The 15,993-nt window shown below is 74.8% G+C and carries 13 protein-coding genes; all 13 read left to right on the plus strand.

Annotated elements, in window-relative coordinates:
- Nucleotides 1–131 precede the first annotated feature (131 nt).
- The 13 genes from MF672_RS36055 to MF672_RS36125 all read left to right on the plus strand — a co-directional run bounded on the left by MF672_RS36055 (nucleotide 132) and on the right by MF672_RS36125 (nucleotide 15,941).
- On the plus strand, nucleotides 132–899 hold the full coding sequence (locus MF672_RS36055; protein WP_242384044.1) for a bestrophin-like domain: 768 nt from the start codon (nucleotides 132–134) through the stop codon (nucleotides 897–899).
- A gap of 191 nt (nucleotides 900–1,090) precedes the next feature.
- The gene (locus tag MF672_RS36060; protein WP_247815596.1) at nucleotides 1,091–1,852 is read left to right on the plus strand and encodes a hypothetical protein; all 762 of its coding nucleotides are present in this window, start codon (nucleotides 1,091–1,093) and stop codon (nucleotides 1,850–1,852) included.
- A 138-nt stretch (nucleotides 1,853–1,990) separates the two neighbouring features.
- Nucleotides 1,991–2,767 (plus strand): phosphotransferase enzyme family protein, encoded by a 777-nt coding sequence (locus tag MF672_RS36065; protein WP_242383956.1) that lies wholly within the window; start codon nucleotides 1,991–1,993, stop codon nucleotides 2,765–2,767.
- A 499-nt stretch (nucleotides 2,768–3,266) separates the two neighbouring features.
- Nucleotides 3,267–4,361 (plus strand): alpha/beta fold hydrolase, encoded by a 1,095-nt coding sequence (locus tag MF672_RS36070; protein WP_242383957.1) that lies wholly within the window; start codon nucleotides 3,267–3,269, stop codon nucleotides 4,359–4,361.
- A 1-nt stretch (nucleotide 4,362) separates the two neighbouring features.
- Complete coding sequence (locus tag MF672_RS36075; RefSeq protein ID WP_242383958.1) at nucleotides 4,363–5,763, plus strand: FAD-binding oxidoreductase; 1,401 nt, start codon at nucleotides 4,363–4,365, stop codon at nucleotides 5,761–5,763.
- A 907-nt stretch (nucleotides 5,764–6,670) separates the two neighbouring features.
- The gene (locus MF672_RS36085; RefSeq protein ID WP_242383994.1) at nucleotides 6,671–7,258 is read left to right on the plus strand and encodes a hypothetical protein; all 588 of its coding nucleotides are present in this window, start codon (nucleotides 6,671–6,673) and stop codon (nucleotides 7,256–7,258) included.
- Nucleotides 7,259–7,283: 25 nt separating this feature from the next.
- Nucleotides 7,284–8,318 (plus strand): NAD-dependent epimerase/dehydratase family protein, encoded by a 1,035-nt coding sequence (locus MF672_RS36090; protein ID WP_242383993.1) that lies wholly within the window; start codon nucleotides 7,284–7,286, stop codon nucleotides 8,316–8,318.
- The gene (locus MF672_RS36095) at nucleotides 8,315–10,078 is read left to right on the plus strand and encodes a GMC oxidoreductase (RefSeq protein ID WP_247815597.1); all 1,764 of its coding nucleotides are present in this window, start codon (nucleotides 8,315–8,317) and stop codon (nucleotides 10,076–10,078) included. The genes MF672_RS36090 and MF672_RS36095 overlap by 4 nt, the downstream gene beginning before the upstream one ends.
- Nucleotides 10,079–10,091: 13 nt before the next feature.
- On the plus strand, nucleotides 10,092–11,183 hold the full coding sequence (locus MF672_RS36100) for a hypothetical protein (RefSeq protein WP_247815598.1): 1,092 nt from the start codon (nucleotides 10,092–10,094) through the stop codon (nucleotides 11,181–11,183).
- A gap of 122 nt (nucleotides 11,184–11,305) precedes the next feature.
- Entirely contained in the window at nucleotides 11,306–12,961 is a 1,656-nt protein-coding gene (locus MF672_RS51560) for a serine/threonine-protein kinase (RefSeq protein ID WP_302893333.1), read from the plus strand.
- 91 nt (nucleotides 12,962–13,052) lie between these two features.
- On the plus strand, nucleotides 13,053–14,087 hold the full coding sequence (locus MF672_RS36115) for a coiled-coil domain-containing protein (RefSeq protein WP_242383696.1): 1,035 nt from the start codon (nucleotides 13,053–13,055) through the stop codon (nucleotides 14,085–14,087).
- A 207-nt stretch (nucleotides 14,088–14,294) separates the two neighbouring features.
- Entirely contained in the window at nucleotides 14,295–14,735 is a 441-nt protein-coding gene (locus MF672_RS36120) for a hypothetical protein (RefSeq protein ID WP_242383695.1), read from the plus strand.
- Nucleotides 14,736–14,780: 45 nt separating this feature from the next.
- Nucleotides 14,781–15,941: an amidohydrolase family protein gene (locus MF672_RS36125; protein WP_242383694.1), complete on the plus strand. Its 1,161-nt coding sequence runs from the start codon at nucleotides 14,781–14,783 to the stop codon at nucleotides 15,939–15,941.
- Nucleotides 15,942–15,993 lie beyond the last annotated feature (52 nt).

Consider the following 15,993-nt stretch of genomic DNA (forward strand, 5'->3'; position numbering starts at 1 on the left):
CTTCCCGCCGTCTTTGCGCCGTCGCGGTCCTGCGCGTATTGCCACGCCTTTACCTTTCCGGGCCTGACGCCATCATTGCACAGTGTGATAGTAATGTGACACTACGTATCCGAAGTGTTTCGGGAGATCATATGGTGGCGTACGCGCTCTCGATCCTCGCGGCGGGCGGTGTGGTGCTGCTCGCCGCGCTGCTGTTCCGGATGGTCCGCCGGGCCGAGGACGACCGCGATCCCGGCGGCCCTTCCGCCGCCCACGCCGGGGCGATGTTGTCGGCCCTGTTCCTGCTGGTGTTCGCGATCGCGATCATCGTGCCCTGGACCACCGCCGACGCCGCCCGGCAGAACACCCATGCCGAGAGCCAGGCCGCGATCGACGCCTACTGGGCCGCCGACGCGCTGCCCGCTGACGACGCCCGCCAGGTCCGCGCCGCCCTGCGCGACTACGTCACGTTCGTCGTCCGCGACGAGTGGCCGCTCATGGCGCAGGGCCGCATGGACCCGGTCGGCGGCGCCCGCATGGACGCCCTGCGGGCCCGCGCCGGCGAGCTCAAGGTCAGCGGCACCACGCAGGAGGACGCCAAGTCCGACCTGCTCGAACACCTGAGCGCCGTCTCCACCGCCCGCGCCCAGCGCGCCGCCGACGCCCTGGCCACGCCGCCCGACGGGCTGCTGCTCCTGACCGTGCTCACCGGCCTGGTGGTCGTCGTCTTCCCCTTCCTGGCGGGGGCCAGGCCGCGCGGGCTCACCCTGCTGCCGATGCTCGCCATGGCCGGGCTGCTCGGCTTCGGCGTCTACCTCACCTGGGACATCTCGCACGCCTTCGACGGGCCACTGGCCGTGGGGCCGGAGGCGTTCAAGGGGGCGCTGCAGGAGTTCGCCCGGATCGGCGGGGGCATGTGAGCGTGCGGGACGCCAAGCCCGCCCGCCCGGCGGGCGGCCCTGAGGAAGCGACGGCGGCCGGGCATGCGGCCGGGCATGCGGCCAGGGATGTGGCCGGGCATGCCGCCGGGGATGCGACTGGGCATGCGGCGAGGTGCGCTGGGGGGAGGGTTGCCGGGCGTGTTCCCGGGCGTGCGGCGGGGTGTCGCGTCGTGTCGCTGGTGCTGCTGGCCGTCGCCTTGCTCGCCGTCGCGGTGGCCGGGCCCGCGGTCGCCGAGCAGCCGCGTCCCGGGCCGTCGTCGCCGCCCGCGGTGCTGCCCAAGGTGTCGGTACGACCGCCCGCGCCCCCGCGCGGCCTCCCGAGAGGCGGGCCCGCCGCCGGCAGGAAGGGCCACGGAAGCGGCCTCGTGCCGGGCGGGCACAGGGTCCCGGGAGGGGGCCCGGTGTCGAGGGGCCGTGCGGTCCCGGGAGGGGGCTCGGGGTCGAAGGGGCACAAGGTCCCGGGCGGCGGTCCGGTGCCGGTGGTGGGCGCGGGCAAGGTGTCGAAGGACGGCTCCGTGCCGGGCGTGCGGGTGCGGCGGTCGCCGGAGCCCTGGGTGTCCATCAAGGGCCGTCCCGGCGCGCGGCGGCCCGCGCCCGAGGTCACGGTGCCCGGCATGACGATCTACCCGCGGGCGGTGTGCGGCGGCAGCGTGCAGGTGGGGGAGTGCCGGCGGCGCCCGGCCCCGCCGCCGTCGCCCCGGCCGCCCGCGCCCCGTCCCGCCGTCCCGGTCCGCGCCGCGGTGCCGGCGGCGACGCCCCCGCCGCCTCCCTCCCCGTCCCCGGCCCCGCGCCTCACCCCGCCGGCCCGGGTCAGGCAGGCGGCCGTCCCGCCGTCCCGCCGCAAGAGTCCCCTGGGGTCCGTGCTGGTCCTGGTCGTGCTGGTGACGACGATCGCGTCCACGACCGCCGTCGCCTTCGGCGCCCGCCGCTGACCGCCCGCCCCTGACCGCCGCTGACCGGCCCTGGCCGCCTCCGGAGCGGGCCGCGCCGGGAGAAAAGGGCGCGCGACCGCCCCCGCCCGCGTGGCACACTGGCCGGCGAGCTTGATCGTCGGCGGTGGGAGGGTTTCGGTGGAGGAGCGGCTCGACGGGCGGGTGAACGAGGTCGTCCGGGTCGGCGCCACCGTACGGCGGCTCACCGGCCCCTGGACGCCCGCCGTCCACGCCCTGCTCGACCACCTGGCCGGGCAGGGCTTCACCGGCGCGCCGCGCGCCCACGGCACCGACCCGCAGGGGCGCGAGGTGCTCGACCACCTGCCCGGCGACGTGCCCGACTACCCGCTGCCCGGCTGGGCGCGGGCGGACGCCGTCCTGGCGGACGTGGCGCGGCTGCTGCGCGCCTATCACGACGCCACCGCCGGCTTCCCCGCCGATCCCGCCCGCGAGTGGTACTTCCCGCCGCGGAACCCGGTCGAGGTGATCTGCCACGGCGACGTGGCCCCGTACAACACCGTGTTCCGGGAGGGGCGGCCGGTGGCGTTCATCGACTTCGACACCGCCCACCCCGGCCCGCGCGTCTGGGACGTGGCCTACGCCGCCTACCGCTTCGTCCCGCTGTCCGACCCCCGCCAGCTTCCCGGGTTCCCGGTGGACGGCCAGGCCCGCAGGCTGCGGCTGTTCGCCGACGCGTACGGGCTCGACCGGCCCGGCCGCGAGGCGCTGCCCGACACCGTCCGTGACCGCCTCGCCCACCTGGTCGCGCACATGCGCGAGCAGGCCGCGGCCGGCCACCCCGGCTTCGCGCACCACCTCGAACGCGGCGACGACCGCTTCTACCTGACCGACGACGAGCACCTGGCCCGGCACCGCGACACCTTCCGCGCCGCCCTCCTGACGCCGCGGGTGTGAACTGCGCCACATCCGCGCCCGTCCCCGGCCCCCTTCCCGCGCCCGCCGCCGTCGTCGGCCGTGACCTGCGCCGCCGCTCCCGCGAACCCGCCCGGGCGGCCGCGTTTCGGCTCGCGGAATTCCGCCCATCGGGCGTCGGCGGAAAAGCGCGGGAATGATCCCTTCTCTCGCCGGGTGATCGCCGGAAAACGCACGGTGTTGACGCGTCCCAAAGCCGGATGTACGTTCTCGACCGGAAGTAGTGGGCGGGAGGACAAATGACGCCTCGATGGCGGGCCGACGGGCAAAAGCCGAGGTAGAACCGGCTGCCACGAGGTCAGAGGCGGAAATAAGAGTTCGCTGGTAATCCCGGCCGGGCTGAATTCCGGGACAACGACGATAAGCCCGCACTTCACCATGCGCCCACCCTTGGCGCACCTCGCCCATAGGTAATTCGCCGACCTGTCGGATCGCTGAGGAAAAGGCGGGCGCCGCACGCGCGCCGCCGCGGAGATCAGTCATGACGCGCACCGTTCCGTTGTTCACGCTCGACGGCGTCCCCGACGCCCGCACGAGCACCCATCCGTTCAGCACCCAGGACGGCCTGGGCCTGAGCCTGCTGAGATTCCTGCGAGAGCCGGCCGGGGACGTGGTCCTCGTCGTCCACGGCCTGACGACCTCCAGCGACATGTTCATCATGCCGGAGCACGTCAACCTGGTCCGCTACCTGCTCGACAACGGCTACACCGACGTGTGGACGCTCGACTACCGGATGAGCAACCGGCACCCGTACAACCGCTCGATGCACCGCCACACCATGGACGACATCGCGTTGTACGACTACCCGGCCGCGCTGCGCGCCCTGCGCGCCGAGGTGGGAGACCGGCGGGTGCACGTCATCGCGCACTGCCTGGGCTCGGTGTCGTTCCTGATGAGCCTGTTCGGCGGCGCGGTCGACGGCGTCACCAGCGTGATCGCCAACAGCGCCGGCCTCACCCCGAGGGTGCCCGCCTGGTCGCGGCTCAAGCTGACCGTCGCCCCGGCGTTCATGGAGTACGTGCTCGGCTTCCCCTACCTCGACCCCCGCTGGAGCGAGGAGCCGCCGTTCACCCGCGGCCGGCTGTTCTCCCGCGTCGTGGACGCCTTCCACCCCGAGTGCGACCAGCCCGCCTGCCACATGCTGAGCCTCATGTGGGGCACCGGGTGGCCCGCGCTGTACGGCCACGACAAGCTGCACGCCGTCACCCACGCCCGCAGCGGCGACCTGTACGGCGCGACCGGCTTCCACTACTACCGGCACGTCCTGAAGATGGTGCGGGCCGGCCGCGCCGTGAAGTACGACCCCGGCGACGCCCGCCTGCGCGCCCTGCCCGACGACTACCTGGCCGGCGCCGCCGCGATCACCACCCCGGTGCTGCTGACCACGGGCGACCGCAACCACGTCTTCGCCGACTCCAACATCGTCTGCCACGACCGGCTCAACGCGATCGCGCCCGGCCGCCACGAGCTGGTCGTCTACCCCGGCTACGGCCACCAGGACGTCTTCATGGGCAGGAACTGCCACCAGGACGTCTTCCCCTCCATGATCGACTTCCTCAAGCGCCAGGGGGCGTGACGTGTCCCAGAAGTACGTTCCGACCAGCCACGAGGCCTACCCCCACGACACGCTGCTCAGCCTCGCCTACGACTGGGAGCGCGTCGCCGACCCCGGCATCCCGCCGCGCTGGCCGTTCCGCGTCTACCTGCCGCGCGGCACCGACGACGTGGTCAGGGCCGTCAACGAGACCCGCGAGCGCGGCGAGCGGCTCATCGTGCGCGGCCACGCCCACTCCAGCAACAACCTCGTCACCGGCGAGGGCGCCTCCGTCCTGCTCACCGACCGCATGAACCAGATCATCGACGTGGACGAACGCGCCGAGACCTGCACGATCCAGTCCGGCGCGATCCTCGCCCAGGTCGACGCCCACCTCGCCAGGCGCGGCTGGGGCCTGTCGATCATCGGCGACCACGACCACATCACCGCCGGCGGCTTCGCCTCCGTCGGCGGCATCAGCCCCGCCTCGCACCGCTTCGGCCTGTTCGTCGACACCGTCACCGAGCTGGAGTACGTGGACTGGGACGGGCAGACGCACACCTGCGGGCGCGAGCGCGACCCCGATCGTTTCCACCGCGTGCTCGCCGGCACCGGCCGGCAGGGCGTGATCACCTGGATGACGGTCGCGATCGTCCGCGTCGACAAGTACCGCACCATCCTGCGCAACCACCGCCTCATCACCACCAGCCTGGACGACTACATCCGGCGCACCGCCGCCCTCATCCGCGACCCCGGCGACGCGCTCATGGAGCGGGGCGTCTGGGCCGACTTCCCGGTCCCCGGCGGCCGGGTGCGCCTCGGCCAGTTCTCCTCCTACCACCGCACGCCGCAGAACCCGCTGAAGTCGCTGGCGAACTCCGTCGCCTACGGCTACCAGCAGTTCCTCGGCTACTGGGCGGGCCGGCTGCCGGCCGCCGTGGACCAGGCGGTCAAGTACATGGGCATGGCCGCGATCATGTTCAGCCCCCTGTACGCCAACGGCAAGAACATCGAGCGCTTCACCGACCAGGTGCTCGACGCCACGGTCGGCGACCCGACCCGCATGCTCGTCGTCCTGGCCCCGGCCGACCAGTACGAGCCCCTGTTCCGGCGGCTGTACGAGACGGCGGTCGAGGAGCGGCGCACCAGCGGCGGCATCACGTTCATCTCGGTGTACGTCAAGGCGATCCGGTCGGCGTACCTGTCGCGCGGCGACGACAGCAGGCGGCACTGCGAGCTGATGCTGTACTTCGGCGTCAACCCCGAGCAGATGACGGAGAAGATCCTCGAACGCCTGGTGGAGCGGGTGGACGACCTCGTCATCGAGCACGGCGGCTTCCGCTACATGCACTCGCGCACCTCCAGCGACCCCGACCGGCGCAAGCTGGTCGACCCGAACCACCTGTACGCCGAGGACGCCGCGACCCCGCCGCGGAAGAGGTGAGGCGGCCATGGACGACACCACCTCCTCCCCGAAGGGCCCGCGCGGCACCCGCGCCCGCGCCGCCGGCGCCCCTGGCCCCCTGATCCCACCCCAACCCCCGACCGCTCCCGCCAACGGGGCCATCGGGAGGTCTCCCGGCGGGACCATCGCCGGGTCCACCAGGCCCGCCGGCTCTGCCGCCGGATCTGTCACCGGTCCCGCTACCGGTTCCGCTACCGGGCCTGACACCCCGCCCGTCGCCCCGCCTATCGCCCAGTCCGCGGCCCGATCCGCGGTCCCGTCCGCGGCGCGGTCCGGCGCTCGGTCTGCCGCCTCGTCCGCGGCGACGGCGACGACACGGCAGACGCGCCCGTCGACCGCCCGGGAGACTCCGTCCCGGGAGACTCCGTCCCGGGAGACTCCGTCCCGGGAGACTCCGTCCCGGGAGACTCCGTCCCGGGAGACCCCAGCGCGGGAGACCGCGTCCCGGGCGACGCCAGCGCGGGAGACCGCGTCCCGGGCGACGCCAGCGCGGGAGACCGCGTCCCGAGCGACCCCGGCCCGAGCGACCCCGGCCCGAGCGACCCCGGCCCGAGCCACCCCGGCCCGAGCGACCCCGGCCCGAGCCACCCCAGCGCGGGGGACGTCCGCGCGCGCGACGTCGGCCCGGGCGACGCCGGCCCGGGCGTCCGGGCGGGCGGCTTCGGGGCAGGCGGGGGCCGCCGCCGCGTCCTCGGCCGCTGTGTCGTCCGCCTCCGTGGCGGCCACCCCGGTGCCGACGGCCCGAGCGACGTCCGGATCGTCCGGATCGTCCGGGCCGTCCAGGTCGGCCACGACGGCCACGACGGCCAGGTCGGCCGGGTCGGTGCGTCCGGTTCAGCCGGGGCCGGGGCTCACGTTCGACGAGAAGATGTCCGGATATTTCGCGATGGGTTACACAGACCCACGCGACGGCGCCCGAGTCGGCCGCCGCACCCGCTGGCGGCTCACCCTCCGCGCCACCGTCACCGTCGACGACATCGACGCCTTCGTACGGGACCCGTTCCACCCCGGCACCCTGCGCGGCGAGATCGAGCTGCCCGGCGTCGAGAACCGGGTCCCGTTCCACGACGGGCTGTTCCGGCTGTTCGCCCCGTCCGGCGAGCCGGACCTCACGCTGCTGGTGTACGAGGCGCCCTTCGTCCACGACGGGCAGGCGTACTACCTGGCCGGGCGCAAGGACGTCCGCGACGACCTGGGGTTCGACCTGTGGCCGGACACCACCACACTGGAGGTGCGGCTGCACCGCGGCCCGGACGCGCGCGGCGAGGTCGTCGGGGCCGGGGTGCTGCGGCTCGGGGTGGCCGACCTGGCGGCGCTGCTGATGTCGATGCGGGCCAGGAACGCGTCCTCGCCGCTGGAGGCGGCGCGCGTGTTCGGCCGGTTCGGCGCGTTGTTCGCGCGCAACCTGCGCGACAGCTACCTGCAGCGGCCGCGCGCCTTCCTGCGGGCCCTGGCCGCCCGCGCGGACCACTGACAGCCTGACGCGGAGGGGGTGACAGGTGGACGTGTTCGTGACGGGCGGGTCCGGCTTCATCGGCCGGCACCTGCTGCGCGCGCTCACCGAGGCCGGGCACCGGGTACGGGCCCTGGCCCGCTCGGACGCCGCCGCGGCCGTGGTGGAGAAGGGCGGCGCCGAGGCGGTCCGCGGTGACCTGCTGGACCGGGACGCGCTGCGCGCCGGCATGGCGGGCTGCGCGGCGGTCGTGCACGCGGCGGCGGTGACCGACCAGTGGGGGCCGCCCTCGCGGTTCCTGCGGGTCAACGTGGACGGCACCCGGGCGGTGCTGGACGCCGCCCGCGAGGCGGGAGCGGGGCGGCTGGTGCTGGTCAGCACGGAGGCGGTGCTCGCCGACGGCGGCCCCTTGGTCCGGGTGGACGAGTCCCGCCCCCGGCCGGCCCGCCCGGCCGGCTGGTACGCCCGCTCGAAGGCCCTCGCCGAGGACCTGGTCCTCACCGCCTCCGAGCGCGATGCGAGCCGGGCCGGCAGCGGCCCGGACGGGCTGGTCGCGATGGCGGTCAGGCCGCGGCTGGTGTGGGGGCCGGGGGACACGACCGTCCTGCCGGAGATCGTCAAGGCCGCCCGCGCCGGCCGTTTCGCCTGGGTGGACGGCGGCCGCTACCTGACCTCCACCTGCCACGTCGGCAACGCCTGCCACGGCATCCTGTGCGCGCTGGAACGCGGCCGCGGCGGGCGGGCGTACTTCCTCACCGACGGCGAGCCGGTGGAGCTGCGCGCCTTCCTCACCGCCCTGGCCGCGACCGCGGGCGTCCGGCTGCCCGGCCGGTCGCTGCCGCGCGGCCTGCTGCGCGCCGTCGCCGCCGCCGGCGAGGCGGCGTGGCGGGGGCTGCCGCTGCCCGGCGCGCCGCCGGTCACGCGGACGTTCCTCGCCCTGTCCGCGCAGGAGATGACCGTGGACGACACCCGTGCCAGGACCGAGCTCGGCTACCGGCCGCTCCTCACCCGCGAGCAGGGGCTGGCCGAGCTGGCCGCCGGGTTCGCGGCCGGTGACCGTCGAGAGGATGGAACACGATGAGCGAGCACGTCGACGCCGTGGTCGTCGGCTCCGGGTTCGGCGGGTCGGTGTCGGCCTACCGGCTGGCGGAGGCCGGGCTGCGGGTGATCGTCCTGGAGCGCGGCAAGGCGTACCCGCCGGGGAGCTTCGCCCGCACCCCGCACGAGATGGGCAGGAACTTCTGGGACCCCAGCGAGGGGCTGCACGGGCTGTTCGACGTCTGGACGTTCAACGGCTTCGACTCCATCGTCAGCAGCGGCCTCGGCGGCGGCTCGCTGATCTACGCGAACGTGCTGCTCAGGAAGGAGGAGCGGTGGTTCGTGCAGCGGGAGAGCCTGCCCGGCGGCGGGTACGAGACCTGGCCGGTCACCCGGGCCGAGCTCGACCCGCACTACGACGCGGTCGAGCACATGCTGGGCGCCACCCGTTACCCCCTCCACGCCCCCGCCTACGCGGGCACCCCCAAGACCGAGGCGATGCGGGTGGCCGCCAAGAACCTGGGCCTGGAGTGGGAGCTGCCGCCGCTCGCGGTCAGCTTCTCGCCGGCCCCGCAGGAGCCGCCCGGCCTCGGCCTGCCGATCAAGGACCCGGAGTACGGCAACCTGCACGGCCGGCCCCGCCGTACCTGCCGGCTGTGCGGCGAGTGCGACCTCGGCTGCAACGACGGCGCCAAGAACACCCTGGACCACACGTACCTGTCGGCCGCCAAGGCCGCCGGGGCCGACCTCCGCACCCGGCACGAGGTCCGCGGCCTGCGCGCCCGCGACGGCGGCGGCTACGAGGTCACCTACGTCGAGCACGACCCGGCGAACGAGGGCCGCCGCACCGCGACCGGCCGCCTGCCGCTCCGCTCGATCACCTGCGACCTGCTGATCCTCGCCGCGGGCACGTACGGGACGACGTTCCTGCTGCTGCGCAACCGCGCCGGCCTGCCCGGGCTCAACCGGCCCGTCCTCGGCCGCCGCTTCTCCGGCAACGGCGACCTGCTCACCTTCCTGCTGCCGCGGCGCGGCGGCGACCGGGGGCTGGACGCCAGCCGCGGCCCGGTGATCACCAGCTCGATGACCGTCCCCGACCACCTGGACCGGCCCGACGTGCTCGGCCGCGGCTTCCACGTGCAGGACGGCGGCTACGCCGGGTTCGTGGACTGGCTGGTCGAGAACACCGACCTGACCCGGTCGGTGTTCCGCACCGCCGAGTTCCTGGTGCGGGCGGCGCTGGCGCGGCTGTCCGGCACGCCCGACACCAGCCTGAGCGCCGAGCTGGCCCGGCTGCTCGGCGACGGCACGCTGTCGGCGGGGTCGCTGCCGCTGCTCGGCATCGGCCGGGACGTGCCCGACGGCGTGATGAGCCTGCGCGGCGACCGGCTGACCGTGGACTGGACGACCGCGACGAGCAAGGCGTACTTCGCCCGGATGCGGCGCACCATGCGCGACATCGCCGACGTGCTCGACACGCGGTACGTGGACAACCCGCTGTGGTTCTTCCGCAAGGTCGTCACCGTGCACCCGCTGGGCGGCGCGCCGATCGGGCGCACCCGGTCCGAGGGCGTGTGCGGCCCGTACGGGGAGGCGTTCGACCTGCCCGGCCTGTACGTCGCCGACGGCGCGGCCATGCCCGGCCCGGTGGGGCCGAACCCGTCGCTCACCATCGCGGCGCTGGCCGACCGCATGTGCACCCGCCTGCTGGAGTCCCGCCGCGCCCGCCCGTCCCGCCGCCGCCCCAGGCCCGCCCTCCGCCCCGTCCCGGCCCCGGACGACGGGCCGGGCGACGTTCAGTGAGAGGAGACGCCCCGTGAACCGGATCGCCGTGGCGATCGTGCACGGTGTCGAGATCGCCGACCCCGGCTTCGCCCGCACCCCGGCCCGGCTGCTGCGCCGCGCCTTCGCCCGCGCCTCCGGCCTCAGCCCGCTGGAGGCCGACAACGCGCTGGTCATCGAGCCGGTCTACTGGGCGCCGCACATCGAGGAGCGCCAGCGCGCGCTGTTCGCCCGCATGTACGCCGCCGACGCCGCCCGCGACCCCGACGCCGCCCGCGACCCCGACGCCGCCCGCGACCCTGCCGCCCGCGACCCCGCCGCGCCGGGCGACGGCGGCGGCCCCAGCGCCGGCGAACGCCTGGACGAGCACCTGCAACGCCTGGTCAAGCGCGCCAACGCCGGCTCCGACGCCTCACTGCCCGCGCTGGTCGCCGCGCTGGCCCGGCGCACCATGCCGGGGCTCGCCTCGCTGCACTACCCGACGGGCCGCTGGATGATGCTGCACTTCGCGGGCGACATCATCGCCTACGACCGCAGGTTCAACGAGGACAACTACGCCGCGGCCCACCAGGAGCTGGCCCGGGCGCTGGCCCGGCTGGCCGACCAGGCGGGCGACGAGGCCCCGCTGTGCGTGCTCGCCCACTCCTTCGGCACGGTGCTGGTCAGCGACTACGTCTACGACCAGCAGGAGACGCTGCGCGGACGCAAGCTGGTGCTCGACCAGGTGCGGGCGGTCATGGGCACCTCGCCGCTGGCCAGGGCCGAGACCCTGGCCTGGTTGTACACGATGGGCAGCCCGCTGGCCCTGTGGAGCCTGCGCGACCCCGGCGCGCGGCTGGAGCGGCCCATCGACTTCCCCGGCCCCGCCGTCGCCGCCCGCCGCAACCGGCTCAACAGCGAGTGGGTCAACTTCTACGACCGCGACGACGTGGTGGCCTACCCGATGCGGCCGCTCGGCCCGGCGTACGAGGAGCGGGTGACGATGGACCGGGCGGTGTCCGTGGGCGGGGCGTCACCGCTGTACGCCACCCCGCTGGTGCACCCGTTCTACTGGAGCGACCGGCGGGTGATCGAGCCGATCGCGCGCTCGCTGGCCGCCGGCTGGCGGGAGCTGAACCCCGCGTGAGGGCGCGTCGGCGGGAGTCATGCGCAAAGGGTCGCGGTTACTGCGCAGAAGGGGGTCGACACCGGGAGTGACGCCGCGTTAGCGTCCTGACATAAGGATCTATGTCCAGTCAGGAGGCTTCCATGAGTGTTCCCGGCTACACGGAGATCCGGGAACTCGGCCGCGGCGGGACGGGCCGCGTGATGCTCGCCGTGCGCGAGTCCGACGGCCTGGAGGTGGCGATCAAGCACCTGGCGCCGTCGTTGCGCGAGGACCCGGAGTTCGCCGCGCGCTTCCGGGACGAGGCCCGGCTCCTCGGCGAGATCGACAGCCCGCACGTCGCCCGCCTGCTGGACCACGACGAGCGGCCCGGCGCCGCCGTCATCGTGATGGAGCTGGTCAACGGCGTCACGCTGCGGCGGCTGCTGGAGCGCGAGGGCCGCACCGGCGCCGAGGCCGCGCTCGCGGTGCTCAAGGGCGCGCTGCTCGGCCTCGCCGAGGCTCACCGGCGCGGCGTCGTGCACCGCGACTTCAAGCCGGAGAACGTGCTCGTCACCCCGGACGGCGACAGCAAGCTCGTCGACTTCGGCGTGGCGGCCCGCTCGGGCGCGCAGGGCTCGTTGGCGGGGACGCCGCCGTACATGGCGCCCGAGCTGTGGGACGACGCCCCCGCCGGGCCCGCCGGCGACGTGTACGCCGCCACGCTGGTGTTCTTCGAGTGCCTGACCGGCCACCGCCCCTTCCGGGCGGGCAGCGCCGCCGCCCTCGCCTTCCAGCACCGGCACGCCGCGCTCCCGCTGGAGGACGTCGAGGAGCCGCTGCGCCCGCTCATCCGGCACGGCCTGGCCAAGGACCCCGCCGCCCGGCCCGCCTCGGCCGAGGCGTTCCTCGCCGAGCTGGAGGAGACCGCCGCGGCCGAGTACGGCGACGACTGGGAGGAGCGCGGGCGCGCCGGGCTCGGCATCCTCACCCTGCCGCTGGCCGCGCTGCTGCCGCGCGGGGCGCAGCCGCCCGGCACGACCACCGGTCTGGCCGACGGCGCGCTCACCCCCGGGCGCCGGCTCGCCGTGACCGGCGGGCTGGTGCTGGCCACGGCGGCGGCGGTGGCGTCGGCGTTCGTGTTGTTACGCGAGCCGCCCGGCCCCGGGGACGGCGCCGCCCTCCCGCCGGCCACCGCGGCGCCCGTACCGACCGGCACGCCGCCCGCGATCCCCACCCTGCCACCCCGACCGCCCCGGCGACGCCCGCCACCACCCAGCCCGCCACCACCCAGCCCGCCGCGCCGCGCCACCCCCGTGGTGGCGCTGCCCGCCGACCGCCGGACCGCACCGGCGACGCCCCGGGACGCACGCCCACCGCCACCGCCCCCGCCACCGTGCCGCCGCGCGACCCGTTCCGCAGGCCCCGCCCCACCGCGGCCCCACCACCACCGCGCCCCGCGCGACCGCCAAGGCCCCCGCCACCAAGGCCCCCGCCACCAAGGCCCCCGCCACCACCGGGCCCGCCGAACCGGCCCCCACCAAAGCCCCCACCAAAGCCCCTGCCGAAGCCCCCAGCAAGGAGCCGGTGAAGGCCCCGGTGACCACCGCCGCCGCGCCCGCCCGCGAGCCGGGCCCGCTGCTGTCGGTCTCGGTCGGGGTCTCGCTCGGCGTGCCGCTGCTCAAGGGCGGCGACAAACTGCTGGACGCCGACGTCGGCGTCGGCCTGGGCTCCAGCCTCCTCGGCCTGGTCGTGGTGCCGGGCTCGGTGCTCGCCGGACGGCAGATCGTGGTGCGCAGAACCCGCCGCTCCCGCGATAACGGCAACCCGAAACCGTCATAAGGTGCATACCGCCGTCCGTGATCGTCTACGATCGTGCGTCGTACACCCCGGTCCCGGACAAGGAGAAGTGTGGCGGCTCCCCCCACCGCTGCGCGGTCGCGCGCCGGACGCCCCTCAGCGCGGCGGCGGCCGGCCCTCGCCGCCCTCGCTGTCGCCCTCACCGCCGTCCTCACCGCCGTCCTCGCCGCCGTCCTGCCGGCCCCGGCGCACGCCGAGCCCAGACCCACGGTCGCCCAGCTCAAGAAGGAGCTGGCCGCCCTGCAGAAGGACTCCGACCGGCTGATCACCGACTACTACGGCAGCCGCATCGCCCACCAGAAGGCCGAGCAGGCCGAGAAGGCGGCCCGCGAGCGGCTGGCCGCCGCCCAGGAGGTCTTCGACCGGCACTCCACCGAGCTGCGCGCCCTGGCCGTCGCCCACTACACCGGCGCCGAGCCGAACCAGGCCACCCTGCTCGCCTCCGGCGGCGACCCAGGGGCGCTGCTCAACCGGCTGGCCCTCGTCCAGCACCTGGTGGCCCTCCAGGACGCCAAGCTCAAGGGCTTCGCCGCGGTCCGCGACGAGCGGCAGCGGGCGCAGGAGGAGGCCACGGCCCGCGCCGGGGAGCTCGGCCGCACCCTCGGCGAGCTGGAGAAACGCAAGGACAAGGCCGAGAAGCAGATCGAGCGCGTCAAGGACAAGATCGACCAGCTCTACCGGGCGCCCGGCCTGCGGCCCGACGGCACCTTCGTCCCGCAGCTCCCGCAGGGGCCGGACAACATCACGCCGCGCATGGCGCTGGTGAAGCAGCTCGTGAGGGAACGCTTCGAGGTGCCGTTCGGGATCGGCTGCTACCGCGCCATCCAGGATGGCGGCGAGCACCCGCTCGGCCGGGCCTGCGACTTCATGCTGAGCCGCGGCGGCGCGATGCCGTCGCCCGCCGAGCGCGCCCGCGGCGACCGCATCGCGGCCTGGGCCATCAAGAACGCCAGACGGCTCGGCATCATGTACATCATCTACCGCCAGCGCATCTGGCACGTCCGCACCGGCGCCTGGCGCGTCATGACCGACCGCGGCGGCACCACCGCCAACCACTACGACCACCCGCACATCTCCGTCTACTGAGCGGACCTGTGCCTCATGCCTGGTCGCCTCGTGACGTGGCCGACGCCCGACTGCGCTGCCCGATGAGGGAACTCGGGCTGAACGGCATTCGTTCCTGGACCGGGGGCCACATCGCTTACGGGCGGAGACGCGAGCGTGGCGAACGAAGGCTGCACATCTGGTTGTCTCAAGGGGTGCCTGACCGCTCTCGCTGTCACGATGGCGCCGGTGTCCATCGTGATCGGGATAATGCTCGGGGTCGTGGCCGTCCCAGGTCTGCAACTCGAACTACGAGCGGCGCGAGGCGAGGGGCGGTCCGGCGTTTTCGTCGCCGAACAACTCACGTGCGGGGTCCGCGGCGGTTGTCAGTGGCGAGGATCCTATCGATCCGACGACGGGAAGATCGAACGACGGAATGCCTGGATCTACGGCTATGGTGAGTTCGAATTGTCCGAGGGCGACCGCGTACCGGCCCTCGACGTCGGCCACGACGTCAAGCTCTACAAGCCCGGATCTCTGCCGCTCCCCGACATCATCGCTGTCTCCTTGGTCCTCCTTCTTGCGGCAGTTCTTGTGCTTTGGCCCTGCTGCCTGCTTCTCCGCCGCGTGCGGAACGAAGGCGGAGCCGGCTCCCGCGGTCTGCCCAGCGGAGGCGGGCGAAGTGAGTAGGGGGATACTCAGGCGCGCCCGGCGCCCGTGCGTCACGCTGTCGGCATGCTCGCCCTACGCGCCCCCCGCCTCTTCGACGGCCACGACCTGCACCACGACCGCGTGGTGCTCACCGCGAACGGCCGCGTCACCGCCGTCGTGTCCGGCGACCCGGAGGACGCGCCCCGCGTCCCCGGCGAACCCCTCACCGTCGTGGACCTGGGGGAGGACGCCACGCTGCTGCCCGGCCTCATCGACTGCCACGTGCACCTCGCGTTCGACGCGAGCCCCGACGTCGTGGCCGCGCTGGAGCGGCCGGGGCTGGCCGGGCGGATGCGCGAGGCCGCGCGGGCGCACCTCGCGGCCGGCGTCACCACCGTCCGCGACCTCGGCGACCGCGGCCACCTCGCGCTGGAGCTCGGGCTGGGGCTGGACGGGCCGGAGATCCTCGCCGCCGGGCCGCCCATCACCACGCCCCGCGGCCACTGCTGGTTCCTCGGCGGCGAGGCGGCCGGCGAGCAGGGCGTCCGCGAGGCGGTGCGGGAGCGGGCCGCCCGCGGCGCGCACGTGGTCAAGATGATGGTGACCGGCGGCGAGATGACGCCCGGCAGCCACTCCCACCTGCTGCAGTACGGCCCCGCCGAGCTGAAGGCGGCCGTGGACGAGGCCCACGCGCACGGCCTGCCGATCACTGCGCACGCCCACTGCGCCGAGGGCGTCGCGCACGCCCTGGACGCCGGGTTCGACTCGATCGAGCACTGCTCGTTCTTCACCGAGGACGGCTACGAGGTGGACCACGCGCTGATCCGGCGGCTGGCCTCCTCCGGCGTCGTCGTCTCCCTCACCGCGGGCCTGGTGCCGTCGGCCGTCCCGCCGCCGCCGCGCATCCGGGCCAGGATGGCCGGGATCAGCGAGGCGGTACGCGCCTTCTACGCCGCCGGGGTGCGCTTCGTCATCGGCACGGACGCCGGGATCGGGCCGCCCAAGCCGCACGGCGTGCTGCCGTACGGGGCCGAGATGCTGGTCGAGCACGGGTACGCGCCCGTGGACGTGCTGCGCGCGATCACCTCGGTCGCGGCCGGCGCCTGCCGCGTGGCGGGCCGCAAGGGCGCGATCGCCCCCGGCCACGACGCCGACCTGCTGGTCGTCTCCGGCGACCCGCTCACCGACATCACGGCCCTGCGCCGCCCCCTCGCCGTGTACCGGATGGGCCGCTTCGTGACCTGACGCTCGGTCGCCACGTACGGCGGCGAGTGGCACGCGGCCGGCGCGGCCGGCC

This window comes from Actinomadura luzonensis, assembly GCF_022664455.2.
Classification (GTDB): domain Bacteria; phylum Actinomycetota; class Actinomycetes; order Streptosporangiales; family Streptosporangiaceae; genus Nonomuraea; species Nonomuraea luzonensis.